This is a genomic window from Herminiimonas fonticola, assembly GCF_003293745.1.
Lineage (GTDB): Bacteria > Pseudomonadota > Gammaproteobacteria > Burkholderiales > Burkholderiaceae_D > Oxalicibacterium > Oxalicibacterium fonticola.
In genome coordinates this window covers 361,460-384,704 of record NZ_PTLZ01000001.1, presented here as the reverse complement: position 1 = coordinate 384,704, position 23,245 = coordinate 361,460, and the positions used below count along the sequence as shown (strand labels likewise).

Here is a 23,245-nt window from a genome sequence, read left to right as displayed (position 1 = left end):
GCCGGTAAGCCGGCGGCGTCATAAAGACACAAATCAGAAAAAACGGAGTGAGTTGAGCGCTCTTCAGCAATCTCAAGGTAATGTTAAGTACCCGTTAAATTTTCGATGGAATATACGTAGGTACCCCTAGCCGAACAATACGTAGTTATACTTATTTATCCGGAATTTGACATTTATATTGCGACGCAATAATCACTGAAAGCGTTATCCAGCAATGCTTTCAAGCGATGCAGGTGTGAAAAACGGGATATGCATATTTTTAATAGCTGATATCAGTTTTAACAATAATACGTTGTCAGGATTTACAAAAATCGCTGCAAGTATTGCGTTAAATATGTATCACTTGAGAGCTTTGAAAGCGCGCTTGAAAACGCCCATCGACATGCTGCCCGGGCGGAATTTTCTTGCATGAGAAGCGCCGAATGAGCTGATCGCTCATTCGGCCTTGTTAGTTCGAGATTCGGATTGGATTACCTGGATAGTGCTTTTTGCGCGCGATATCTGGCCGAGCGTTTAGGCATCAGCATCGATCCGCTGCAGGTAGGCGCACCGCAATAACAGGCGAATGCTTTTTTGACGGCTGGCGTGTGACGTTCTTCAAATATCAATGCGTAGTCGTAACTCAGCTCTTCGCCGGCGGCGATTTCCAGCACTGAATAGATATAGACGCGACCATCGTCATGTTCGACCGCCTCGCAATTGGGTTCGCATGAATGGTTGATGAAGCGCGCCTCATTGCCGCCGCTGCCGCCATCGATGATGCGGCCATCATTCAGGCTGAAAAAGTAAGTGTGATTGAGCGGGCCTTCGGCATCAGCTCTGTCTTGTGCGACGTCCCACATGATGCGCTCACCCTGATATTCAACAATGCATGCACCAGGCTCTATCGTGCTGCGCGCAAAAATGCCGGTGCCGTGGATGGTGGAAGTTTTGACGATGTAGAGCGGTGGCGATGCTGTGATGACATCACCATTTGCATGGTCTGCGACTGGAACTTGTGACGTATTCAATTGATTCTATTTTCTGGTGAAGGCTGCTTCTGATGTTGTTATTGTACGGATTAAATTTATTCGACGAGCAAGGGAAATTGTTGCGGGCGGCAATGATTTTGCAATATTGCTTTTATTGCCTTGTGATACGACTGCAATACAAAAGTAAGCGGCCGGCATTGGGAACTCTTTCCGGCACTGGTTTTCAAACCAATTCAAACATTGCCTTATATCAGCCAACTACCATGCGTTTAACGGTATTTTGGTCAAACAAGAATCCCTGAAAAGTCCATAATGTCAGCAGTTTCCACCTGCTGTCGAAGATGAAGTCCAATTCCATTCTTGCCAACGCACGCAATCGCAGCACCATCGGTTTCGCGCTGTCACTGTTATTCCATATTGCGATCCTGCTATTTGCGCTGGAGCATCGGTCGACCCCGCCGCAAGAACTCGGCACGTCGATGACTGCACCGCTGTCCATACGTTTGTTGCCGCCATCCGATAGTTCGAGCAAATCGCCACCATCGCCTTCCATCACGGTAACGCCGCAAGCCCAGAAGATGACGGGCAAGCCAAAAGAAAAGGCGCGCAAGGATCAGGACGTGGCACGCAAAAAACCGCTACCTGTCCCGCAAGAAAAAGTCGTCACTGTCAAACCGCAACAAGCTCAGCCGGAAGCCGCACCCACCGACATGATGAGCATGCTGAATAACGCGCGCGAACGTCGCCGCGCAGCAGGCACGCCAGATCGCAACGACAGGGAAAACGAAGAGCAGCCGGATGACAATGCGATCGCACGCGCCAACGTTCAGCACAGCATGCAGCATGCGCAATCGCGCGGCCGCAACGATGGTGGCGGCGTATTCCAGGTGACGTTCAAGGGTGTACGCACGGCGGAAATGATTTTCCGCGGCTGGGATGAGCGTCGTCGTAACGACACACGTCAATTGCTGGAAATCGATGCCGGCCTGAACGGCGATATCGATACCGCGATTGTGCGCAAGATGATCGAGCTGATACGCCAACGCCAATCCGGCGACTTCAGCTGGCAATCGCGTCGCCTGGGTCGCGTCGTCATGCTGTCGGCGCGCGTGCAGGATAATGCGGAACTGGAAGACTTCCTGAAGAAGGATTTTTTCGAGTATTACCGCTAAGTTCCGCACTCAGCGTCGCCATTCCGGCATTGCCTACATAAATAAAAACCGCGACCAGAGTCGCGGGTTTTTTATGCGGCGTAATAATCAGTGCGCTTAGAGTATCGCCGACACTTCCGGATGCGGGATATTCATCGAACTTCTATCCAGCACACGCAATTGCGTATCCAGCTTGTAGACCAGCGGCACGCTGTTCGGCACATCGAAGCGCGAGACTTCTTCATCCGACATATCTTCCAGCAATTTGACCAGCGCGCGCTGACTGTTGCCATGCGAAGAAATAATGATGTTCTTGTCTGCGCGCAAAGCCGGTGCAATTGACTCGTCCCAAAACAAACGTACGCGCTCTACCGTGTCTTTCAGCGATTCGCCCAAAGGCAATGAAGCACGGTCGAGCCCGTCGTAACGCGGCTCGAAGCATGGCGAGCGCGGATCGTCTTTGTCCATCAGCGGTGGTCGACTGTCGAAGCCACGACGCCACAACCAGACTTGCTCTTCGCCAAATTTATTGATCATTTCAGCGCGATTCTGCCCGGTCAATGCGCCGTAATGCCGTTCGTTCAAACGCCAGTGACTGATGATGGGTATGTACATCGCGTCCAACTCATCCAGCATCAGCCATTGCGAGCGGATCGTTCTTTTCAGCATTGAAGTGTAGGCAAGATCGAAGCGAAAGCCGGCTTCGGCCAACGCACGACCGGCATTGCGTGCCTGTTGAATACCATTGGCGGTCAGATCGATATCTGTCCAGCCGGTAAAGCGGTTTTCCCTGTTCCACTGTGATTCGCCGTGGCGAACAATCACCAAATTACCCATTACTTTTTCTCATGTTGAAGCGACAAAGCATGAAGATTAACTGAGTTTCAAGAATGATGATGTGCAAGATCGAACATTGCAGAGAAAAAAGTTAATTAAATGGCAGCTATTTTTATATATATTTCACAATTTTTTGATTCATATCCCACAAACATGGGGTAGCCAACCCTTCTGAATAAGTGCTTAATAACATGCCGGTTTTATTTCAAAATAGAAACTTTTTGCGTCGATTTCCCTCAAGGTCGCAGGATTTTGTATAGGAATATCTCTGGCAGCTGGAGTTACCACCAACTACAGCCTGATCAGTAATCAAAGCAATGTTTCACTTGTGCCCGCCCACAAAGCCGGGCGCTGTTTCCGTACACTTTCGCATGCACCAACCAGCATTTAACAGGAGTCGGGATATGTTTAAAAATATGACGGTAGGAACCAAGCTGATTTCCAGCTTTTTGACTTTGTCGGTTGCCGGCGCCATCGTTGCCGGTATTGGCATATACAACATGGGTCTGATCAACGACAAGGCCGGCGATATCTATAACAAGGAATTATTGGGCTTGTCTTATATCAAGGAAGCCAATATCGATCTGCTCTTCATCGGTCGTGCGCGTGGCAATGTTCTGCTGTCAACGACGGAAGAAGAACGCACGCTGAATAAAAACAATATCAAAAAGTATCTAGCCTCCTCAAAAGAGAATCTGGAAAAAGCCCGTCCACTATTTTTCAGTGATAGAGCCAAAGTTCTGTTCGAACAATACGCAAGTGTTTCGAAAGATTATGAAAAGGAAATGTGGCAGGCATTAACGCTTGTGGATAAAGAGCCGCTGCAACAACGAAGCGCCGAATTGACTAACAGCCTGGCGCAAACCCGCGCACACGCGAATACGCTGGACGATGTGCTGACAGAATTATCCAAACAGAAAGAAGCGCGCGCTGCACAGGCGTATGTAGAAACCGAGCAACTGTATGACTCCAGCCGTGCATTCATGGTCTTGCTGGTGATCTTGAGTACCTTCTCCGGCATCTTGCTGGGCGTACTGATTACACGTAACTTGAAAGGCCAATTAGGAGGTGAACCAAATTATGCAGCTGGCGTTGCGTCGCGCATTGCAGCCGGCGATCTGACCGTCGCCATCGATTTGCGTCCCAAGGATCAAACCAGTATGTTGTTCGCGATGCGCGAAATGCGCGACAGTCTGGCCAATATTGTCAGCCAGGTCAGAACCGGTACCGACACCATCACCACCGCATCGGGACAAATTGCGGCAGGCAATCTGGATCTGTCGTCACGCACGGAAGAACAGGCAAGCGCGCTGGAAGAAACTGCTTCTTCCATGGAAGAAATCACCTCCACCGTCAAACAAAACTCGGAAAACTCGCAACAAGCCAGCACACTCGCAGTCAACGCATCCAGCACTGCGATGCGTGGCGGCGCAGTGGTTTCGCAAGTTGTCGATACGATGGGATCGATTACCGAATCCTCCAGAAAAATCGTCGACATCATCGGCGTCATCGACGGCATCGCATTCCAGACCAATATTCTGGCGCTGAATGCAGCGGTGGAAGCGGCACGTGCCGGTGAACAGGGGCGCGGCTTTGCAGTGGTGGCATCTGAAGTGCGCAATCTGGCACAACGTTCCGCTTCGGCAGCGAAGGAAATCAAACAGCTGATCGGCGACTCTGTCGAGAAGGTCGATACCGGCAGCAAACTGGTGGAACAAGCCGGTATCACGATGAAAGAGATAGTCGACAGCATCCAGCGCGTCTCCGACATCATGTCTGACATTACTGCGGCAGGCCGTGAGCAAAGCGCGGGGATTGAACAGGTTAATCAGGCCATCACGCAAATGGATGAGGTAACGCAGCAAAATGCAGCCTTGGTAGAAGAAGCGGCGGCGGCATCACAATCGCTACAGGATCAAGCCACCCATCTTTCGGAAATAGTGAGCGTGTTCACACTCGATGAGGCACAAATCAAAACAGCGCGTGCAGCCAAATCTGCAGCGGCTCGTTCACCGGCAAAACCGCTGGTCAATACGGTACAACGCACGTTTGCAAACAAAGCCGCACCGCAAAAGATCGCATTCGCGAACGCAGGCAGCAACAGCAACGATTGGACGGAGTTTTAAAAATTCTCCCGACTTGTCTCCGCTGCAGCAAAAAAGCCCGGCTCAGTCGGGCTTTTTTTTTTGACCTGGCAATATGCAAATACTCAACGATCACGCCTTAAACGCAGGCAATCAGAGAAATCAAATGGAATTTTTGCCTGATGCCCTTGTCCATTCAAGGTGTATTGCCCCGTATGCGTGCTCAAACAGATAAAATCTATCCTATGCAATTCAGTTATCGCGCCCTGCTCATGCAGGCAGCACTTTTTATGGGCCTTACCGGCTGTGCCGGCCCCAAACCTGTCGTCTACACCGCGGAGAAATTCGATTCGGCCGATATCTACTCGCGTCGTTTTCCGGTGCCCGGCAATGTCGCTTGCGAAGCGGTGCGTCGCACCTTGTTGAGTCAGGGTTATGTGATCAACGCGGCTACCCACGATCAGGTCGATGGTCGCAAGAGCTTTCAGCCTGAGAGTGACGTACACGTACAGATTGCGTTTCGCGTCGTGTGTGCGGCCGATAATGCGGATGGCACAACCTCATCCGTGTTCGTCAATGCCCTCGAAGATCGTTATGCGCTGAAGAAGACCAACAACTCTGCGAGTCTGGGGGTGGGTGCGCTGGGCTCGGTTTCACTGCCGTTCTCGTCCAGCGATGATTCGCTGGTCAAGGTATCCAGCGAAACCATCGCTGCAGAAAAATTCTACGCGCGCTTCTTTCAACTGGTCGAACGTTATCTGACCAATGAAGCGACGCCGGCAACGGAATCGATGGAAATCACGCAACCCCTGGTGCCGACGACGAAGATAGCTGCTCCGTAAGTTTCAGACTTGCGCTTGCCGGCAAGCTCACCGCACATACGCGGGCCATCTATTTATTCATTCGCTTTAGATAATGGTATCCCTGGTGCGTACAAAATGCAGTGTTTGCGTTTGCTCGACCAGCACACATTTTTTTCCAGTGCGCTTGCAATGATCCTGTACACGCCAGTACGCATCGTGGCTGACGCAACCGGTTTGGCAAATCACCATATCGGCCATTTTCAGACTTGCTTCCAGCGCTGCCTCGTCCACACCATCGTGACCGTCATGATGCAGAAAATGACCGCCGGCTTTTTCAATTGCCTGCTGGGCAACGATGGTGGCCGGCTCATCCTGACCGACACACAAGACTGATTTTTCTCGCAAGTCCATAGGCATTTCGGCACAGACTGATGCAACGCCATCCACTGTTGATGCTGACTGAACTTTTACATGCAAACCCAGGCGCTCGCGCAACAACGCTTGAACATGCTGCGTCAAAGATTCGACGCGACGCGCCAGGGTCACGCGTGTCGGCAAACCGAGTATCGTCGCTTGCAAGTTACGCAGGTCTTCACGCGCATAAGCCAACGCGGTATCGCGCACCATCACTGTTGCATGCAAGCGCATCATCTCTGCCCGCATGTGCGTGAGCTCCGCTTGCAAGATTTCGATCTGATCGACCTGGCGGGCTACCAGTTCACTGCAACGGCTCTGCACGCGACCGTACTCATTCAGCAACACACTGTGCTCACGCGCGATATTGTCGAAATTATTGCGAGACTTGCTCATGTCTTGATCCTTCACCTTGGTCGGCCATTGCCGAATCAAAAGAGGCGGCATGCCAGTGCCGAATGAAATCTGACGCAGTACGTGCGCCGTACTGGGCGACGCTTTTCAGATTTCCAGTTCGGCGGCAACATCCTCGGATTGAGGAAAGACTTTATTATAAATGAGAATTATTACTATTTGGAGAGGGGTGCGAATATAGATGAACCTTGCCGGTTGGGAACGCTATAGCAAACATCTGTGCATTCCGCGCAGGAACGTACTCGCTTTAATCAGTGCTTTTTCCTGCGTCATCGCCCGCAGAATTTGATTCGCCAGACGCCTGTAATCTGCGCCACAAGGTGGTGCGGCTGATGCCCAGATAATTTGCCGCTGCTTCGCGATTGCCTTGATGACGCTGCAATACTTGCTGCAGCGTTTCTGTTTTTGCCGGCATCGCATCTTGTGTCGATGCTTCATCAGACGTCACATCGTTGATAGCCGCATACAATTCTGGCGCGATGCTTTTCAGGAAAGCCGGCGTCAACGCTTGCAATGGTGCGGCCGCCAAAAACAAGGCCAGGCGTTCCATCAAGTTACGCAGTTCGCGCACATTGCCCGGCCACGGATAAGCCGCCAGCAAAGGCAGGCAAGTCAATATCTCTGCATGTAAATTGGCCGCCGGCCTGACATCCAGCGATGCCAGTGCATTCTTCAAATACCATTCCGCCAGTGAAGACACATCTTCGGGATGTCCGCGCAAAGGCGGCAAGCTCAGGCGCAATACGCTCAGGCGATAAAACAAATCGGCACGGAAGCGCCCTTCCCTGACGCGCGCATCCAGATCGCAATGCGTCGCGCTGATGATGCGCACACTGACGGGTATCGGCCGCGTACCACCGACGCGCACCACTTCACGTTCTTCCAGTACGCGTAGCAAGCGTGTTTGCAGGGACAAGGGCATCTCGCCGATTTCATCCAGAAACAGGGTGCCGCGATGTGCGGCTTCAAACAAACCCGCACGTCCGCCACGACGCGATCCGGTAAACGCGCCCTCTTCATGGCCGAACAACTCAGACTCCAATAGCGACTCCGCCAATGCACCGCAATTGACGGCGACGAAGGGATGGCTGGCTTGCGTCTTGCCCTGCATCAGCGGATGCGCGCGGTGTATCGCTTGCGCCACCAACTCCTTGCCGGTGCCGGTTTCGCCGTGGATCAAGACAGTGGCTGCCGACTTCGCAAACAGCGTGACGGATTGCCGCACACTTTCCATCGCGGCCGACTCGCCACGCAAATCCTTGATGTGATGTTTGGCGCGCAAGGTATCCGCCACCGGAAAACTGCGGCCGCGTGTCGCTTCCAGTTGCGTCAAGCGCGCCAGCTCCAGCGCATCTTCAAATGCCTGACGTATCGATGCCGATGAATAAACGAAGACGCCAGTCAAGCCGGCTTCTTCGGCCAGGTCTGTGATCAAACCCGCGCCGACGATGGCCTTGATGCCGGCGGTTTTCAGTTCATTGATTTGCGAACGCGCATCTTCTTCCGTCACATAAGTGCGTTGCGCGATGTTCAGGCCGAAGGTGGTTTGGAACTCGGCCAGCGCCGGCATGGTTTCCTGATAGGTGATCAGGCCGATCGCTGGCGTGATCTTGCGCGCACGCGCCAGCGCCTGCATCACATCGAAGCCGCTAGCCTTGGCGATGATGACGGGCACCGACAAACGACTTTTCAGATACGCGCCGTTCGATCCGGCGGCAATCACGGCATCGCAACGCTCGGTCGCCAGGCGCTCGCGGATGTGACGCACCGCGTCTTCAAAGCCCAGATTGATAGGTTCAATGTCGGCCTGGTCGTCGAATTCCAGCGTGATATCGCGGAACAATTCAAACAGACGTGAAATCGAAACGGTCCAGATGACCGGCTTGTCGGCATTGTCACGGAAAGGAGAGGAGGAACGTTTCATGTTTCACCCATGCGTTTCAAACGTTTCAAATGTAACACGCGATCCGGCTGCCGCGCATATTCAACGCAGCGATCCAGCAAACATCAAAAAACACGCAAGTTATTGATTCTAAAGACACTTGTTGCTTTTATCTGAAATCCACACACGATTGGAAAGACATCAGACCCAGGATGGCATGCACATTGCCATTATGAGGAGCAGGCATCTCGATGAAACACTCCGACCAAAGGATCACCATGAGTAGTCAGTCCAGCACTAGCAAGCAAAGCAGCAAGCAGCTTTTACGCGACCAGGTGTATGCCAGACGCGGCCTGCTGGTACCAGGCGCATTCAATGCGCTATCGGCGCGCGTGATTGCCGATCTGGGTTTCGAGGCGCTTTACATCACAGGCGCAGGCGTGACGAATATGTACTTTGGTTTGCCGGATCAAGGCTTCATCGGCCTCAATGAACTGGCCGACCATACTGCACGCATACGCGATGCGGTCGATATCCCCATCATCGTCGATGCCGACACCGGTTTCGGCAATGCACTCAATGTGCGCCAAACGATACGCACGCTGGAACGCGCCGGTGCCGATGCAGTGCAACTGGAAGATCAGGTTTCGCCCAAACGCTGCGGCCACTTCAACGGCAAGGAAGTCATTTCCTGTGCCGAGATGGTTGGCAAGATCCACGCTGCAGTCGATGCCCGTAGCGATGAAAACATGTTGATCATGGCGCGTACCGATGCGCGCAGCGTGCACGGCTTTGAAGATGCGCTGGAACGCGCAGCACGCTATAGCGAAGCCGGTGCCGACATCCTGTTCGTCGAAGCTACCGAAAGCGCTGATGAAATCCGCCGCCTGCCGCAAGCATTGGACAAGCCGCAACTGGTGAATCTGGTCATAGGCGGCAAGACACCCATCTTCAGCGCCGATGAACTGGCCGGACTCGGCTACGGCATCGTGCTGTACGCAAATGCAGCACTGCAAGGCGCAGTCGCCGGCATGCAAAAAGCACTGACGGTATTGCGCGACACCCATCGCCTGGATGAAGACCCGCAGCTGGTCACTCCATTTATCGAGCGTCAGCGTCTGGTCAACAAACCCTACTTCGATCAATTGGAACGCAAGTACAGCGATAAATACGCCGACAAGTAATCACGAATACAAAATCCATCAGGAGACAGGTATGAGCGAGTCACAAGCAAGCCCAGCAGCAGGTTTCAAACCAAAAAAATCAGTCGCACTCTCAGGTGTGACCGCAGGCAATACAGCACTCTGCACCGTCGGCAAGACCGGCAACGACTTGCACTACCGTGGTTACGATATTCTGGATATTGCCGACGGTTGCGAATTCGAAGAGATCGCGCATCTGCTGGTGCACGGCAAGCTACCTACCGTGGCGGAGCTGAAAGCCTACAAAACCAAGCTGAAGTCCATGCGCGGTTTGCCTGCGAACGTCAAGGCAGCGCTGGAATGGCTGCCGGCAGCCTCGCATCCTATGGACGTGATGCGCACTGGCGTCTCGGTACTCGGCTGCATGCTGCCGGAAAAAGACGACCACAATGCGCCTGACGCACGCGATATCGCCGACCGCCTGATGGCTGCACTGGGTTCGATACTGCTGTACTGGTATCACTACAGCAATCACGGCAAGCGCATAGAAGTCGAAACCGACGACGACTCGATAGGCGCCCACTTCCTGCACTTGCTGCACGGCGAAAAGCCATCCGCGCTATGGGAAAAAGCGATGCACACCTCACTGATTCTGTATGCGGAACACGAATTCAATGCTTCCACCTTCACCGCTCGTGTAATTGCCGGCACCGGCTCCGATATGTACTCCGCCATCACCGGCGCGATCGGTGCCTTGCGCGGACCCAAGCACGGCGGCGCCAACGAATTCGCGTTTGAAATTCAAAAACGTTACGAGAATCCGGACGAAGCGGAAGCCGACATCAAGCGCCGCGTTGAAAACAAGGAAGTCGTGATCGGCTTCGGTCACCCGGTCTACACGATTGCCGATCCGCGCAACAAAGTGATCAAGGAAGTCGCCCGCACCTTATCCAAGGATGCCGGTACGCTGAAGATGTTCGACATTGCCGAACGGCTGGAAAGCGTGATGTGGGACGTCAAAAAGATGTTTGCCAATCTGGATTGGTACTCGGCGGTCTCGTATCACATGATGGGTGTGCCGACTGCGATGTTCACGCCGCTGTTCGTGATCGCACGCACGTCCGGCTGGGCCGCGCACATCATAGAGCAACGTATAGACAACAAGATCATCCGGCCTTCCGCACATTATGTAGGCCCGGAAGATCTGGCTTTCGTCCCGCTTGCAAAACGAAAATAAAGCGCAAGTAAAAGGCTGGCCTCGCCTGGCGCTTCATTCCTGATTCACTACGATTACGGGATCCCCATGTCTGCTCATATTTCAAATGTACGCCCCAAACACGACAAGGTCTTGGTCGATATCGTCGATTACGTCACCAAGTACAAAATCACTTCCAGGCTTGCCTACGACACCGCGCGCAATTGCCTGATCGATACGCTGGGCTGCGGCCTGGAAGCACTCGAATACCCGGCATGCAAAAAATTGATGGGGCCGATTGTGCCGGGCACGATAGTCCCGCATGGCGCGAAAGTGCCGGGTACGCAATTCCAGCTCGATCCGGTACAGGCCGCATTCAATATCGGCATGATGATACGTTGGCTGGATTTCAACGATACCTGGCTCGCAGCAGAATGGGGCCATCCATCCGACAATCTGGGCGGCATACTCGCCACTGCCGACTGGTTGTCGCGCACAGCCGTCGCTGCCGGCAAGAAGCCGTTGACGATGCGTGACGTGCTGACCGGCATGATCAAGGCGCATGAGATCCAGGGTTGTATCGCACTGGAAAATTCCTTCAACAAAGTCGGCCTCGATCACGTGGTGCTGGTCAAGGTGGCGTCCACTGCAGTCGTCGCAGAAATGCTGGGCCTGACGCGCGACGAAATCCTGAATGCGGTATCGCTGGCCTGGGTAGATGGTCAGTCGTTGCGCACGTATCGCCACTCACCGAATACCGGTTCGCGCAAATCATGGGCGGCCGGCGATGCCACTTCGCGCGCGGTGCGACTCGCGCTGATGGCGAAGACTGGCGAGATGGGTTATCCCTCGGTACTGACTGCGAAGACCTGGGGTTTTTACGACGTGCTGTTCAAAGGCCAGCCCTTCAAGTTCCAGCGCAAGTACGAATCGTATGTGATGGAAAACGTGCTGTTCAAGATTTCCTTCCCGGCAGAATTCCATTCGCAAACCGCCGTTGAGGCAGCGATGACCTTGCACACAGAATTGAGCAAGGCCGGCAAGAAAGTCGAAGATATCAAGAAAATCACGATACGCACGCACGAAGCCTGCATACGCATCATCGATAAAAAAGGACCGCTCGATAATCCGGCCGACCGCGATCACTGCATACAGTACATGGTCGCCGTGCCGCTGATCTTCGGTCGCCTGACTGCGGCAGATTACGAAAACGATGTTGCCAGCGACAAACGTATCGATGTCCTCCGCGACAAGATCGTCTGCGTGGAAAATCCTGCGTTCACCAAGGATTATCACGATCCGAAGAAGCGCTCGATCGCGAATGCCGTAACGATTGAATTCAAGGATGGCAAAAAGCTGAAAGAAATTGTCGTTGAATATCCGGTCGGCCATGCCCGCCGCCGCAAGGAAGGCATCCCGCTACTGGAAGCCAAATTCAGGATCAATCTGGCGCGCCAGTTCCCGGCGAAACAGCAGCAAAGAATTCTCGATATTTCGCTGGATCAGAAAAAGCTGGAAGCGATGCCAGTCCATGAATACGTGGATCTGTATGTGATCTAGCCGGCCGTACCGCCTGCGTCGGCATCAGTATCGGCACAGGCCGTTTCACGATAAGAACACAGACATGATTTATCTGGCCGGAGGAGACTTATGAGTTTCGATGCCGCAGCATATGATGCGTTTTACCGTTCATCAGTTGATGACCCGCAAAGCTTTTGGGCTACGCAGGCCCAACGTATAGATTGGCACAAGCCATACCGCAAGACGCTGGATTACGACAAGCCGCCGTTTGCCAAATGGTTTGTCGATGGCGAGACCAATCTTTGTTACAACGCGGTGGATAGGCATCTGGCAACGCGTGCTGATCAGCCGGCCTTGGTCGCGATCTCTACCGAGACCGACACTGAGGCCACGTATACCTACGCGCAGTTGCATACTGAGGTAAATCGCAGTGCCGCGATGATGCAAGCGCTGGGCGTAAAACAAGGCGATCGCGTTTTGATTTACATGCCCATGGTTGCTGAAGCGGCATTCGCGATGCTGGCTTGCGCACGCATAGGCGCGGTCCATTCGGTGGTCTTCGGCGGTTTTGCATCGACCAGTCTGGCGACCCGCATCGATGATGCGACACCGCTCTTGATCATCTCGGCTGATGCCGGTTCACGCGGCTGTCACGTCACAGCCTACAAATGCATGCTGGATGAAGCCATCGCACTGGCGGAGCACAAGCCGGCCCATGTGTTGATGCTGGATAGAGGCCTGGCAGCCATGAAGACAGTGGCAGGACGCGACGTCGATTACGCGACATTACGCAAACAACATATGGACGCCGCAGTGCCGGTGACATGGCTGGAATCGAATGCGCCGTCCTACATCTTGTATACGTCAGGCACCACCGGCAAACCCAAAGGGGTATTACGCGATGTCGGCGGTTACGCAGTGGCGCTGGCGACTTCCATGGATTTGATCTTTTGCGGCAAGGCTGGCGAAACTTTTTTCTGCACTTCGGATATAGGCTGGGTGGTCGGCCACTCTTACATCATCTACGGCCCCTTGCTGGCAGGCATGACGACCATTTTGTACGAAGGTTTGCCGATACGGCCGGACGCATCCATCTGGTGGAGCATCGTGGAAAAATACAAGGTCACGCGCATGTCGTCGGCACCGACCGCGATACGCGTGCTGAAGAAGCAGCCGCTGGAACTGTTGCAGAAACACGATCTGTCTTCACTGAAAGCGCTGTATCTGGCAGGCGAGCCCTTGGATCAAACCACATCCGATTGGATAGCCAATGTGCTCGGCGTGCCTGTCATCGACAATTACTGGCAGACAGAAACCGGCTGGCCCATCATCTCGGTGGCCAAAGGCGTAGGCGACAAACCCACACGCTCGGGCAGCCCCGGCCTGCCCATGTACGGCTACAAGGCCAAGATCATCAATGAAGATACAGGTGAAGAATGTACCGCCAATGAAAAAGGTGTGGTCGTCATCGAAGGGCCATTACCGCCCGGCTGTCTGCAAACCCTGTACGGCGACGACCAGCGCTTTGTCAGTACTTACTGGCGCAATTTCAAACGTGTAGCGTATTCAACCTTCGACTGGGGCATACGCGATGCCGATGGCTACTACTTTATCCTCGGGCGCACGGATGACGTCATCAATGTCGCAGGACATAGATTAGGCACGCGCGAAATCGAAGAAAGCATTTCCAGCCACGGCAATGTGTCGGAAGTCGCGGTCGTCGGCGTCGAAAATCCCGTCAAGGGACAGTGCGCTGTCGCGTTCGTGATTTTGAAAAATGCAGCGGCAGCTGCCAACCCCGATGATGCAAAAAAGCTGGAAGCCGAAATCATGAAAGTGGTGGATCAGCGACTCGGGCCCATCGCCCGGCCATCGCATGTGTACTTTGTCAGCGCCTTGCCGAAGACGCGTTCCGGCAAGCTGGTGCGGCGCGCGATACAGGCGATTTGTGAAGGACGCGATCCTGGCGAGTTATCAGTGATAGAAGATCCGGCGGCCTTGCAGCAGATACGTACTGCGATAGAGGCAAATGAAAAGAACACATGTCCTTGATAAAAGACCATACAAAGAGATGTATTCTTGCTTGTCACTAATTTGCATTTGTTTCATGACTACTCAACACCCCGTACCGGTAATTCAAAGCAAACCATTGTCGCGTCTGACCAGGATGCTGTACGGGTTTGCCGGTGGCGTGGCCTTGGTACTGGGAGTGATCGGCATATTTTTGCCGGGACTGCCAACCACACCCTTCGTTCTAGTCGCAGCCGCCTGCTTCGCCAAAGCATCCCCGCGTGTACATCAATGGATGTTGCAGCATCCGCTGCTCGGTCCGATGCTGCGCAACTGGCAAGAGCATCGCAGCCTGACGCGTCGGACCAAATACGTGGCGATCATTTCCATGGTGTTGATGCTGGGCGTATCCATCTGGACTTTCTCGGATCGGCCATGGATACAAGTGATCTTGCTAGTCTTGGGTGCAATCGGTGCTGCAATGGTGCTGCGAATACCGACACGTCCTCCACACTCAAAGCCGCCGCACAACTAAATCCTTGGCCGGAAAGACAAAAGCGCGTCGTGGTTCGCACGACGCGCTTTCCTTGAACAAACAGTTTATTCATTTCAACTGATTGCAACCTCACAGTATTGCAATCGCCAAAAATCAAAGCTCTTATTTTTTATCGCGGATACGTTCGATCAGCAAATCACCGTATTTGGAAGTCGATACCTTGCCGCCAATATCTGCGGTGCGGCCATCTACCGTCGCGACAGTCGCATCGATTGCATCGCGCAAATCGCGTGCCACTTTATGCAAGCCCTTGTGTTCCGCCATCAACGCTGCAGCCAGCAACAATGCGGTTGGATTTGCCAAACCCTGCCCTGCTATATCCGGTGCGGAGCCATGCACCGCTTCAAAAATGGCTGCGCCTTCGCCGATATTCGCACCCGGTGCCATGCCGAGGCCGCCAACCAGGCCGGCGATTTGATCGGACAGGATGTCGCCAAACAGATTGGTCGATACCAGCACATCGAATTGCCACGGGTTCAATACCAGTTGCATCGCACAGGCATCGACGATCCGGTCATTGAATTCGATTTGATCTGCGTAGTTGAGGCCAACTTGTTTGGCCGTTTCCAGAAACAGTCCGGTCAATGCTTTCAGCACATTGGCCTTGTGGACGATAGTGACTTTCTTGCGATTGTTGCGCACTGCATAGTCGAAGGCGAACTTGGCGATGCGACGGCTGCCGGCGCGCGTATTGATGCCAGTCGCCATCGCGACGGCATGCGCATCGTCGCCGATAGGGACGTAATGTTCGTGACCGACGTACAGGCCTTCCAGATTTTCACGCACCATGACCAGATCGATTTTTTCGTAACGACCGCCGGGCACGATGGTGCGGGCCGGACGCACATTGGCGTAGAGCTGGAAGGTTTCGCGCAGGCGCACATTGACCGAACGGAAGCCGCCACCGATAGGCGTAGTCAGCGGGCCTTTCAATGCGAGGCCGGTCTGGCGAATGCTGCTGAGCGTTGTTTCGGGTAACAAATCACCGCTTTTTTCAAATGCATTCAGGCCGGCCTGCTGCTTGTCCCATGCAAATGGATTGCCCAGCGCATCGAACACACGTTCAACGACATCAACGATTTCAGGGCCGATACCATCACCGGGAATAAGCGTTACCGGAATTTGTTGCTGCGTGCCAGGGTTAAGCATGTTGTGTCCTATCCATGATCAAGATAATAAAAGCGCGAATAACTTTGTGTAAAAGCCAGACCTAGTTTAACTCAAAAGTCTTATGTCATATATAAGAGCTGAGGCTTTTTATGCTTGAATGAATTTTTGGCAAGATTACAAATTGGCAAAGCTAGCCTAAGTCAAGACAGTGTATTTCCGCCTAGGCTATAGTGATGCTCACGCTTGATCCCTTGCAGGATCGTGCCAATTCACCTATCAATCACGCATCAAATTAAGGATATTACAGATGGCACAAACCGAAATTAAAGTAACCAAAGGCGCAGGCAAGCTGCAACAGATCGTCAGCGCCGGCCCGCACAGCTTGATCGCTGATGCGCCATCCGCATTCGGTGGTGATGATGCAGGTTTTGTACCGCACGATTTGTTGGCAGCAGCCTTGGGCGCATGCACCGCAGTCACGCTTAATATGTATGCTGGCCGCAAGGAAATCCCGCTGGAAAAAGTCGATGTAACCGTCGTCGCGGGCGAACAGGATGGCGTCTATGTATTCAATCGCACGCTGCACTATCACGGCAATCTGAGTGCTGAGCAAAAAGACAGTCTGAACAAGATCGCCGATAAATGCCCGGTACACAAAGCACTGTCAGGCGAAATCAAGATCGTTACGCAAGCCAACTAAACCAAGTCTGGATAGATTATGGATACCGACCAAAGCGCACTGGAAACCGTCGTCGTCCCGCGCACGCGTGACCTCGGCGACAATTTTGAAGTACGTCGCGCCTTGCCGACAACGCAAAAGCGCATGGTCGGTCCTTTCGTCTTTCTCGATCAAATGGGGCCGCATGCATTTATTGCGGGACGCGGACTGGATGTACGACCACATCCGCACATCGGCCTCGCTACTGTCACGTATTTATACGATGGCGAAATCGAACATCGCGATAGCGTAGGTTCGATTCAAACAATCAAACCAGGCGCGGTCAACTGGATGACGGCCGGCAGCGGCATCGTGCATTCGGAACGCACAGGCGCGGCATTGCGTGCCAAGGGCTCATCGCTATACGGCTTGCAATGCTGGGTTGCGTTACCAAAGAAATATGAAGAAATAGATCCGGCCTTTCAACATACTGCCGCCGATCAATTGCCCATCATCGAAGGCGATGGCGCGACTGCAAAAATTATTGCCGGCAGTTTCTTCGGCAAAAAATCGCCGGTCGCCACCTTGTCCGATCTGTTTTATGTCGATGTGCAACTGCAGGCTGGCGCAAGACTGGATGTACCTGCGGAATACCCAGAGCAGGCAATGTATGTGATCGAAGGTCAGCTGGATCTGGGGCGAGACGGCATCTTCAATGCGGGCCAATTACTGGTATTGAAGGCAAACACAGCCGTCACACTGCGTGGTGTTGGACCCGGAATCACAAAGCTGATGCTGCTGGGTGGCGAACCCATGGATGGTTCGCGTTACCTGATGTGGAATTTTGTTTCCAGCTCGCTGGATAGACTGGAACAAGCCAGGGAAGATTGGAAGGGACGGCGCTTTGCCGACGTCCCGGGCGAAACCGAATTCATTCCCATGCCGGATATTCCCGGCACGCCGGTCGGCTATCCCTGAACGAGACTGCGCAACGCTATAAAAACCCGCGATGTCTCATGAGTGCTTGCCGTCGTAAACTTGATGCGGCAGCACAGCAGTATCGACACCTTCCAGACAGCGGGCATTGATCGCCGCGATCTCGTTACCGGATGGATCCTTGCCGAAGGCAAAAGGCTGGCAACCGCAAGTCGGGCAAAAGTGATGGGCGATGACGTGCTTGTTGAATTTGTAGACGCTTGATTCGTTTTCACCAGCATGGAAGATAAACTTCGCGCGCGGTACAAACCACAGCAATGCGCCCTTGCGCGCGCAATACGAACAATTGCATTCGAGGACTTGCTTGATTTCGCCTTCGGCCTTGAATTTGAGTTTGCCGCAATGACATGATCCCTGGTAGTTCATGCTGGTCTCCTGATTTTAGTATTCTCAAATGACTTGCATTGCATCGAGCGCCTTCGGAAGAACTCTACACGAAGATGTGATGACGACTCACTGCGGCTTGGTCTCCAGTTGCTCATAGACCACATGCGCGATCTTCGCCAGCTCAGCTTTATTCACGCCACCTGACAAGGCATAGCCGAACTTGCCGTCTATCCAGTAAAACACATTGACCGCGCCTTGCTGCGCGAAGCGGAAGCCGGTGTCCTTGTTCTGTGCCTGATCGGTAGAAACATACAAGGTCAGGCGTTGACCTCCCGCTTCCTGATACATGAATTGCGCGACCGGGCTGCCACTCTCGCCCGGCAACAAGCGACCACCTACCAGTTCGTAACCGAGCTTGCCCAATTTCGGTGGGTGCATGTCCGCACCTGTGCGCTTGGATAACCATGTCACCAGCTGATCTTCCTGGTCGGCACCGATCTCGACCGGATGCCGCACATCCGGTGTGTAGACACCATGTGCAATTGCGGCCTGACGCGCGAAACCTGTCAGCGCGATATGGGCGTCGCTATTCTTGATGGTCGAGCCGGCCAGCGAACCGGTCTGCGCAGAACCGTGCAGCATCCAGCCGCCGGCACCGCTGACAATGGCAATCAATAGACCTGCAGCAAAACGCAAATAGGATGGCGCAAGTGAAAACGATGAAGCGCGATCTTCCAGGCCTGTCCTCAAGCGTGAAGGCACGGCTTCATCCAGTACCGGATTGAACAGTGCACGCAATCCTTCATTCTGTTCACGATAAGCAGCCATGCGCGCCAGCTCTTCCGGCCGCGCAGCCAGATAGGCAGCGACTTCTTCGCTGCGCGCGTCACTCAGCAAGCCGTCGACGTAGGCGTGCAGATCTGATTCCGTCACCGCAAGCTGATTCATTTGACGGCCCTCATTTGACTACCTTCAATGGCGATACGACAGCTCGCCCTTCCATGTGTGCGCGCAACTTTTGCCGCGCGCGCGACAGCCGCGACATCACGGTGCCCAAAGGCAATCCCAGTGTTGCCGCCACTTCTTCATAAGACATTTCTTCCAGCGCCACCAGCAACAGGATTTCTCTTTGCTCGGCGGGCAGTGTGGCCAATGCGGATTGCAGATCGCGCATTTCCAGACCATCGGTTTGCGTTGCCTTGATCGCCGGCATCGGCGTATCTTCATCCAGCACTTCAGTTGCAATACGAGGACGGCGCAGCTGATCGACGTGCAGGTTGTGCATGATGCCGAACAGCCATGCGCGCATATCGCTGCCGCGCTGCCATGACGATAATTTTTTCCAGCCGCGCTCCATCGTGTCTTGCACCAGATCGTCGGCGCCCGTGCGATCACCTATCAGTGCGCGGGCGTAACGACGCAGACGCGGGATGCACGCGATCAGGCGATCGCGCTCATCCTGCATGGCTGGCTCCACGATGATGCGACAACAATTGCATCAGGACAACTTAGTCCTTGACCACGTGCCAGACATCTTTCACTTTGTCGCCATTACGATCGCCAACTTTTGTGTCGGCAGCGAACAGATACAAAGGCTTGCCTTTGTAAGCAACTTGCTTGGAACCATCATCACGCGTAACTACCGAGTACGGTGGGCTCAGTTTGGCATCGCCTGCTGCGACTGGCGGCCAGTTCGTAGCGCAAGGACCGTTGCAAGTACTTTTGCCGCTATCGGTGACGTCTTTGTCGAAGGTGTAAACCGTCATGCCTGCGCTGTTGACCAGAATGCCGTCAGCTTTTTTGACGGGTGCGGTTTGTGCAAAAGCAGCGCTGGAAAAAACCAGAGTAGCAGCAGCGGAGAACAGAATCAGTGAGCGTTTCATTTTGCAATTCCTTTTCGGTAAGGTGGGTGACACTAGCGAAAGAAGGAAGTCGTTTTTTCAAACGGCTTTCGTCGGGCGACTTCAAAACACACAGCAATGCGCTGATATCGAGGTAAACGATGGCGCGACAGATTTATTCCATAACAACGAAAATATTTTTCTACAACACCAATTGCTGCCCATAGACTACATCGGCGTAGCAAGCACATGCTACTACCGTCGTCCGAGATAGCAATAGCCTGCAGTCAAGGATGCCTCACGCCCCCATAGCCTGCGTGCAGAATGAAGCCGAAAACTGCGCACACAAGGCAAAAAAATTCTGAAATACTTTTCATAAACTCGCACGCAAATCGCTTCACATTATCTTAACAATTTACGTACTATCCACAAAAATCATAGGTGGTATCCACACTTCCTATTTTTTATCGCGACATGAATACGTGATATCCACAATCTGAATATCAGTCATTCTTGCTTTTATCTATTGCGACGATTTACCTCTTCTCTGATAGTTGCGTCGTTGAATTTAATAAACACGGATCGCATCCACGGAGTCAGTGAGTTACAAGCTTTTCTGACGGATGGCTGCGATTGCAAATGATCGGATTGAATCAGTTGTTTATTGCAACGAGCGCACCGAGTACTTGATTAGGTGCATTCCCATACCTGAGAGTTGAGAGAAGGCAATTATGAGTGAAACAGTTAACCGTCCGGCGTCATTCCGCTGGATACAATTGATCCTGGGGATCGTCGCTATGGCGATGATCGCAAACTTGCAGTACGGTTGGACATTGTTCGTCGATCCTATCGCTGCTAAACATGGCTGGAGTCGCGCTGCGATTCAAGTCGCGTTCACGATCTTCGTTCTGACCGAAACATGGTTGGTACCTATCGAAGGCTGGTTCGTCGATAAATTCGGCCCACGTCCAGTTGTTATGGTCGGCGGCGTATTGTGCGGTCTGGGTTGGTTCATCAACTCGTTCGCTGATTCGCTCACAATGTTGTACTTCGCAGCTGTCGTCAGCGGTATCGGCGCTGGTGCTGTGTACGGTACTTGCGTTGGTAACGCATTGAAATGGTTCCCGGACCGTCGCGGTCTGGCAGCTGGCTTGACCGCTGCTGGTTTCGGCGCTGGTTCTGCTGTGACCATCATTCCTATCTCGGCAATGATCGCTACACGCGGCTACCAAGATGCATTCCTGTACTTCGGTATCGGCCAAGGCATCATCGTTGTGCTGGTTTCGCTGTTCCTGTTCCGTGCTCCAGAACACAAAAAAGACGCCGCTGTCGCAAACGTTCAACAAACCAAACGCGATTACAAACCATCGGAAGTTTTGCGTGAACCAGTTTTCTGGATCATGTACGCAATGTTCGTGATGGTTGCAGCTGGTGGCCTGATGGCAACTGCTCAATTGGGTTCGATTGCACGTGACTTCAAAGTGTTCGACGTTCAAGTCAGCATGATGGGCCTCACATTGCCAGCGTTGACATTTGCTCTGGCTATCGACCGCGTATTGAACGGTTTGACCCGTCCATTCTTCGGCTGGGTATCGGATCAAATCGGTCGTGAACCAACCATGTTCATCGCATTTGCTATCGAAGCAGTTGGTATCCTGGCTCTGTTCCACTACGGCCACAACCCATTCGCATTCGTTATCCTGACCGGTATCGTGTTCTTTGCATGGGGCGAAATCTACTCGCTGTTCCCATCGACTTGCGCAGATACATTCGGCAGCAAATATGCAGCATCGAATGCTGGCCTGCTGTACACAGCTAAAGGTACCGCTTCGTTGCTGGTCCCACTGTCGGCAGTGTTGGCTTCGGCTACCGGCGGCTGGTACGCAGTGTTCGTCGTAGCTAGTGCATTGAATGCAACTGCTGCGTTGATGGCATGGTTTGTATTGAAACCAATGCGCGCCAAGCACATGAGCAAACCAGCTGCAGCTGAATAATTCATTCAGTTAAAGCTGTAAATCTTCAAGACCGGCCTAGGCCGGTCTTTTTTTGTCTTCATTTTTGGCTTGTACTTTTTACGCGCATCCAATATCAGCATCGTTCCCGCATCCATTCTTATGTGAGCTGGCGCGCTCACTTTCTGCACAAGTTCAGGTAGGATTGCCTGCATCGACAATGCGCGCCGCTCTAGCGGCCACCCACCACATGAACTATCCAGAAATTCAGCAAAAGACCTTCGTGGTTTTATTGGTCGCTTTTTCGCTCGCGTTCATCGCTATTTTGCTGCCCTTCTATGGCGCGGTATTCTGGGCCATCGTACTGGCGATTCTTTTTTCGCCGTTCTATCGCAAGCTGTTGATCAAGCTGAATCAGCGCAGCAATCTCGCTGCACTTGCCACGCTGGCGATCTGCATGATTGTCGTGGTTATTCCGCTGGTGCTGATTTCGATCTCGCTGGTACATGAAGCGACCAATTTGTATAACAACATACGTTCTGGGGAAATCAACTTCGGCGTCTTTTTCCAGAAAATCGTCACTGCTTTGCCGACCTGGGTCGTCAATCTGCTGGATCGCTTTGGCCTGACAGACTTCAGCGTGCTGCAAACAAAACTATCGAATGCAGCGGTGCAGGGTAGCGAGTTCATCACCAAGCAAGCGATCAGCATCGGCCAGAACACCTTCAACTTCCTGGTCAGTTTCACGATCATGCTGTACATCCTGTTCTTCCTGCTGCGTGACGGTGACAAGATCGTGATGCGCATCAAGCAGGCTGCGCCTTTGAATCCGGAACACAAACGCACACTGTTCAACAATCTCACTACCGCCATACGCGCGACGGTCAAAGGCAACATCATCGTCGCAGCAGTACAAGGTGCACTTGGCGGCATTGCGTTCTGGTTCCTCGGCGTGCAAGGTGCGTTGTTGTGGGCAGTACTGATGGCGTTTCTGTCGCTGTTGCCGGCAGTCGGCGCAGCCTTGATCTGGGTACCGGTCGCGATTTATTTTTTAGTGACAGGTGCGGTCTGGCAAGGTGTAACGCTGATCGCGTTTGGTGTGCTGGTCATCGGTTTGGTGGATAACTTATTGCGCCCCATGCTGGTCGGCAAGGACACGCAACTGCCGGACTTCGTTGTACTGATTTCCACAGTCGGTGGCATGGCCTTGCTGGGCTTGAATGGCTTTGTGATCGGCCCGGTGATTGCGGCGCTGTTCATTTCTTTGTGGGAGATGTTTTCTGCAGGAAAACAAAAACAGGAAACCGACAAGCAACACCGGCCTGATTAAGTACTGCGCCGCTCTTCTAATCCTGTTCCTGCACAGCCGGGCTAACTCAAT

The 23,245-nt window shown here is 53.1% G+C and carries 21 protein-coding genes; 12 read left to right on the top strand and 9 right to left on the bottom strand.

The features are described 5' to 3' along the window. Positions 1-470: 470 nt before the first annotated feature. A complete protein-coding gene (locus Hfont_RS01905; RefSeq protein ID WP_241522982.1) occupies positions 471-1,010 on the bottom strand; it encodes an SET domain-containing protein in 540 nt (179 codons plus the stop codon). A 302-nt stretch (positions 1,011-1,312) separates the two neighbouring features. On the opposite strand from Hfont_RS01905, the gene Hfont_RS01900 reads away from it, so the two are divergent. Next, positions 1,313-2,143 carry a hypothetical protein gene (locus tag Hfont_RS01900; protein ID WP_112990552.1) on the top strand — a complete coding sequence of 277 codons (831 nt, stop codon included), beginning with the start codon at positions 1,313-1,315 and terminating at the stop codon, positions 2,141-2,143. A gap of 96 nt (positions 2,144-2,239) precedes the next feature. Here the strand turns inward: Hfont_RS01900 and gpmA are convergent, their stop codons facing one another. Further along, complete coding sequence (gene gpmA, locus Hfont_RS01895) at positions 2,240-2,959, bottom strand: 2,3-diphosphoglycerate-dependent phosphoglycerate mutase (RefSeq protein WP_112990551.1); 720 nt, start codon at positions 2,957-2,959, stop codon at positions 2,240-2,242. 404 nt (positions 2,960-3,363) lie between these two features. Between gpmA and Hfont_RS15245 the strand changes: the two genes are divergently transcribed. Continuing rightward, positions 3,364-5,085, top strand: coding sequence for a methyl-accepting chemotaxis protein (locus Hfont_RS15245; RefSeq protein ID WP_112990550.1), 1,722 nt, complete (start codon positions 3,364-3,366; stop codon positions 5,083-5,085). 140 nt (positions 5,086-5,225) lie between these two features. Next, positions 5,226-5,885, top strand: a complete 660-nt coding sequence (locus tag Hfont_RS01885) for a DUF2242 domain-containing protein (protein WP_112990549.1) — start codon at positions 5,226-5,228, stop codon at positions 5,883-5,885. 66 nt (positions 5,886-5,951) lie between these two features. Here Hfont_RS01885 and Hfont_RS01880 read toward each other — a convergent pair whose 3' ends face one another. After that, positions 5,952-6,656, bottom strand: coding sequence for a DUF2325 domain-containing protein (locus Hfont_RS01880; protein WP_241522981.1), 705 nt, complete (start codon positions 6,654-6,656; stop codon positions 5,952-5,954). Between the two features lie 265 nt (positions 6,657-6,921). Further along, positions 6,922-8,598 carry a propionate catabolism operon regulatory protein PrpR gene (gene prpR, locus Hfont_RS01875; protein WP_112990548.1) on the bottom strand — a complete coding sequence of 559 codons (1,677 nt, stop codon included), beginning with the start codon at positions 8,596-8,598 and terminating at the stop codon, positions 6,922-6,924. 236 nt (positions 8,599-8,834) lie between these two features. On the opposite strand from prpR, the gene Hfont_RS01870 reads away from it, so the two are divergent. The 5 genes from Hfont_RS01870 (at position 8,835) to Hfont_RS01850 (ending at position 14,959) form a co-directional block, all read left to right on the top strand. Further along, complete coding sequence (locus tag Hfont_RS01870) at positions 8,835-9,740, top strand: isocitrate lyase/PEP mutase family protein (protein WP_112990547.1); 906 nt, start codon at positions 8,835-8,837, stop codon at positions 9,738-9,740. A gap of 31 nt (positions 9,741-9,771) precedes the next feature. Next, positions 9,772-10,935, top strand: a complete 1,164-nt coding sequence (prpC, locus tag Hfont_RS01865; RefSeq protein ID WP_112990546.1) for a bifunctional 2-methylcitrate synthase/citrate synthase — start codon at positions 9,772-9,774, stop codon at positions 10,933-10,935. 66 nt (positions 10,936-11,001) lie between these two features. Beyond that, the gene (locus Hfont_RS01860) at positions 11,002-12,453 is read left to right on the top strand and encodes a bifunctional 2-methylcitrate dehydratase/aconitate hydratase (protein WP_112990545.1); all 1,452 of its coding nucleotides are present in this window, start codon (positions 11,002-11,004) and stop codon (positions 12,451-12,453) included. Between the two features lie 90 nt (positions 12,454-12,543). Further along, positions 12,544-14,466: a propionate--CoA ligase gene (locus Hfont_RS01855; protein ID WP_112990544.1), complete on the top strand. Its 1,923-nt coding sequence runs from the start codon at positions 12,544-12,546 to the stop codon at positions 14,464-14,466. A 55-nt stretch (positions 14,467-14,521) separates the two neighbouring features. Then, complete coding sequence (locus Hfont_RS01850) at positions 14,522-14,959, top strand: YbaN family protein (protein WP_112990543.1); 438 nt, start codon at positions 14,522-14,524, stop codon at positions 14,957-14,959. Positions 14,960-15,082: 123 nt separating this feature from the next. Here Hfont_RS01850 and Hfont_RS01845 read toward each other — a convergent pair whose 3' ends face one another. Beyond that, positions 15,083-16,129, bottom strand: a complete 1,047-nt coding sequence (locus Hfont_RS01845; protein ID WP_112990542.1) for an isocitrate/isopropylmalate dehydrogenase family protein — start codon at positions 16,127-16,129, stop codon at positions 15,083-15,085. Between the two features lie 268 nt (positions 16,130-16,397). Between Hfont_RS01845 and Hfont_RS01840 the strand changes: the two genes are divergently transcribed. Both Hfont_RS01840 and Hfont_RS01835 read left to right on the top strand, forming a co-directional pair. Next, positions 16,398-16,790: an OsmC family protein gene (locus tag Hfont_RS01840; RefSeq protein WP_112990541.1), complete on the top strand. Its 393-nt coding sequence runs from the start codon at positions 16,398-16,400 to the stop codon at positions 16,788-16,790. Between the two features lie 18 nt (positions 16,791-16,808). Beyond that, positions 16,809-17,726 (top strand): pirin family protein, encoded by a 918-nt coding sequence (locus Hfont_RS01835; RefSeq protein ID WP_112990540.1) that lies wholly within the window; start codon positions 16,809-16,811, stop codon positions 17,724-17,726. 36 nt (positions 17,727-17,762) lie between these two features. Here the strand turns inward: Hfont_RS01835 and Hfont_RS01830 are convergent, their stop codons facing one another. The 4 genes from Hfont_RS01830 to Hfont_RS01815 all read right to left on the bottom strand — a co-directional run bounded on the left by Hfont_RS01830 (position 17,763) and on the right by Hfont_RS01815 (position 19,954). After that, a complete protein-coding gene (locus Hfont_RS01830; protein WP_112990539.1) occupies positions 17,763-18,110 on the bottom strand; it encodes a GFA family protein in 348 nt (115 codons plus the stop codon). 87 nt (positions 18,111-18,197) lie between these two features. Then, positions 18,198-19,019 (bottom strand): anti-sigma factor family protein, encoded by an 822-nt coding sequence (locus Hfont_RS01825; RefSeq protein ID WP_112990538.1) that lies wholly within the window; start codon positions 19,017-19,019, stop codon positions 18,198-18,200. A gap of 10 nt (positions 19,020-19,029) precedes the next feature. Continuing rightward, on the bottom strand, positions 19,030-19,536 hold the full coding sequence (locus tag Hfont_RS01820; RefSeq protein ID WP_112990537.1) for an RNA polymerase sigma factor: 507 nt from the start codon (positions 19,534-19,536) through the stop codon (positions 19,030-19,032). Between the two features lie 43 nt (positions 19,537-19,579). After that, on the bottom strand, positions 19,580-19,954 hold the full coding sequence (locus tag Hfont_RS01815; RefSeq protein WP_112990536.1) for a COG4315 family predicted lipoprotein: 375 nt from the start codon (positions 19,952-19,954) through the stop codon (positions 19,580-19,582). A gap of 689 nt (positions 19,955-20,643) precedes the next feature. Here Hfont_RS01815 and oxlT point away from each other — a divergent pair. Next, positions 20,644-21,906, top strand: coding sequence for an oxalate/formate MFS antiporter (gene oxlT, locus Hfont_RS01805; RefSeq protein WP_112990534.1), 1,263 nt, complete (start codon positions 20,644-20,646; stop codon positions 21,904-21,906). Between the two features lie 208 nt (positions 21,907-22,114). Further along, positions 22,115-23,194 carry an AI-2E family transporter gene (locus tag Hfont_RS01800; protein WP_112990533.1) on the top strand — a complete coding sequence of 360 codons (1,080 nt, stop codon included), beginning with the start codon at positions 22,115-22,117 and terminating at the stop codon, positions 23,192-23,194. The last annotated feature ends 51 nt before the right edge of the window (positions 23,195-23,245 follow it).

What these genes read in the sequence shown, in the direction of transcription:
- Hfont_RS01900 (WP_112990552.1), top strand. Translation starts at nt 1,313, where the DNA reads ATGAAGTCCAATTCCATTCTTGCCAACGCACGCAATCGCAGCACCATC.
- gpmA (WP_112990551.1), bottom strand. Translation starts at nt 2,959, where the DNA reads ATGGGTAATTTGGTGATTGTTCGCCACGGCGAATCACAGTGGAACAGG.
- Hfont_RS15245 (WP_112990550.1), top strand. Translation starts at nt 3,364, where the DNA reads ATGTTTAAAAATATGACGGTAGGAACCAAGCTGATTTCCAGCTTTTTG.
- Hfont_RS01885 (WP_112990549.1), top strand. Translation starts at nt 5,226, where the DNA reads ATGCCCTTGTCCATTCAAGGTGTATTGCCCCGTATGCGTGCTCAAACA.
- Hfont_RS01880 (WP_241522981.1), bottom strand. Translation starts at nt 6,656, where the DNA reads ATGAGCAAGTCTCGCAATAATTTCGACAATATCGCGCGTGAGCACAGT.
- prpR (WP_112990548.1), bottom strand. Translation starts at nt 8,598, where the DNA reads ATGAAACGTTCCTCCTCTCCTTTCCGTGACAATGCCGACAAGCCGGTC.
- Hfont_RS01870 (WP_112990547.1), top strand. Translation starts at nt 8,835, where the DNA reads ATGAGTAGTCAGTCCAGCACTAGCAAGCAAAGCAGCAAGCAGCTTTTA.
- prpC (WP_112990546.1), top strand. Translation starts at nt 9,772, where the DNA reads ATGAGCGAGTCACAAGCAAGCCCAGCAGCAGGTTTCAAACCAAAAAAA.
- Hfont_RS01860 (WP_112990545.1), top strand. Translation starts at nt 11,002, where the DNA reads ATGTCTGCTCATATTTCAAATGTACGCCCCAAACACGACAAGGTCTTG.
- Hfont_RS01855 (WP_112990544.1), top strand. Translation starts at nt 12,544, where the DNA reads ATGAGTTTCGATGCCGCAGCATATGATGCGTTTTACCGTTCATCAGTT.
- Hfont_RS01850 (WP_112990543.1), top strand. Translation starts at nt 14,522, where the DNA reads ATGACTACTCAACACCCCGTACCGGTAATTCAAAGCAAACCATTGTCG.
- Hfont_RS01845 (WP_112990542.1), bottom strand. Translation starts at nt 16,129, where the DNA reads ATGCTTAACCCTGGCACGCAGCAACAAATTCCGGTAACGCTTATTCCC.
- Hfont_RS01840 (WP_112990541.1), top strand. Translation starts at nt 16,398, where the DNA reads ATGGCACAAACCGAAATTAAAGTAACCAAAGGCGCAGGCAAGCTGCAA.
- Hfont_RS01835 (WP_112990540.1), top strand. Translation starts at nt 16,809, where the DNA reads ATGGATACCGACCAAAGCGCACTGGAAACCGTCGTCGTCCCGCGCACG.
- Hfont_RS01830 (WP_112990539.1), bottom strand. Translation starts at nt 18,110, where the DNA reads ATGAACTACCAGGGATCATGTCATTGCGGCAAACTCAAATTCAAGGCC.
- Hfont_RS01825 (WP_112990538.1), bottom strand. Translation starts at nt 19,019, where the DNA reads ATGAATCAGCTTGCGGTGACGGAATCAGATCTGCACGCCTACGTCGAC.
- Hfont_RS01820 (WP_112990537.1), bottom strand. Translation starts at nt 19,536, where the DNA reads ATGCAGGATGAGCGCGATCGCCTGATCGCGTGCATCCCGCGTCTGCGT.
- Hfont_RS01815 (WP_112990536.1), bottom strand. Translation starts at nt 19,954, where the DNA reads ATGAAACGCTCACTGATTCTGTTCTCCGCTGCTGCTACTCTGGTTTTT.
- oxlT (WP_112990534.1), top strand. Translation starts at nt 20,644, where the DNA reads ATGAGTGAAACAGTTAACCGTCCGGCGTCATTCCGCTGGATACAATTG.
- Hfont_RS01800 (WP_112990533.1), top strand. Translation starts at nt 22,115, where the DNA reads ATGAACTATCCAGAAATTCAGCAAAAGACCTTCGTGGTTTTATTGGTC.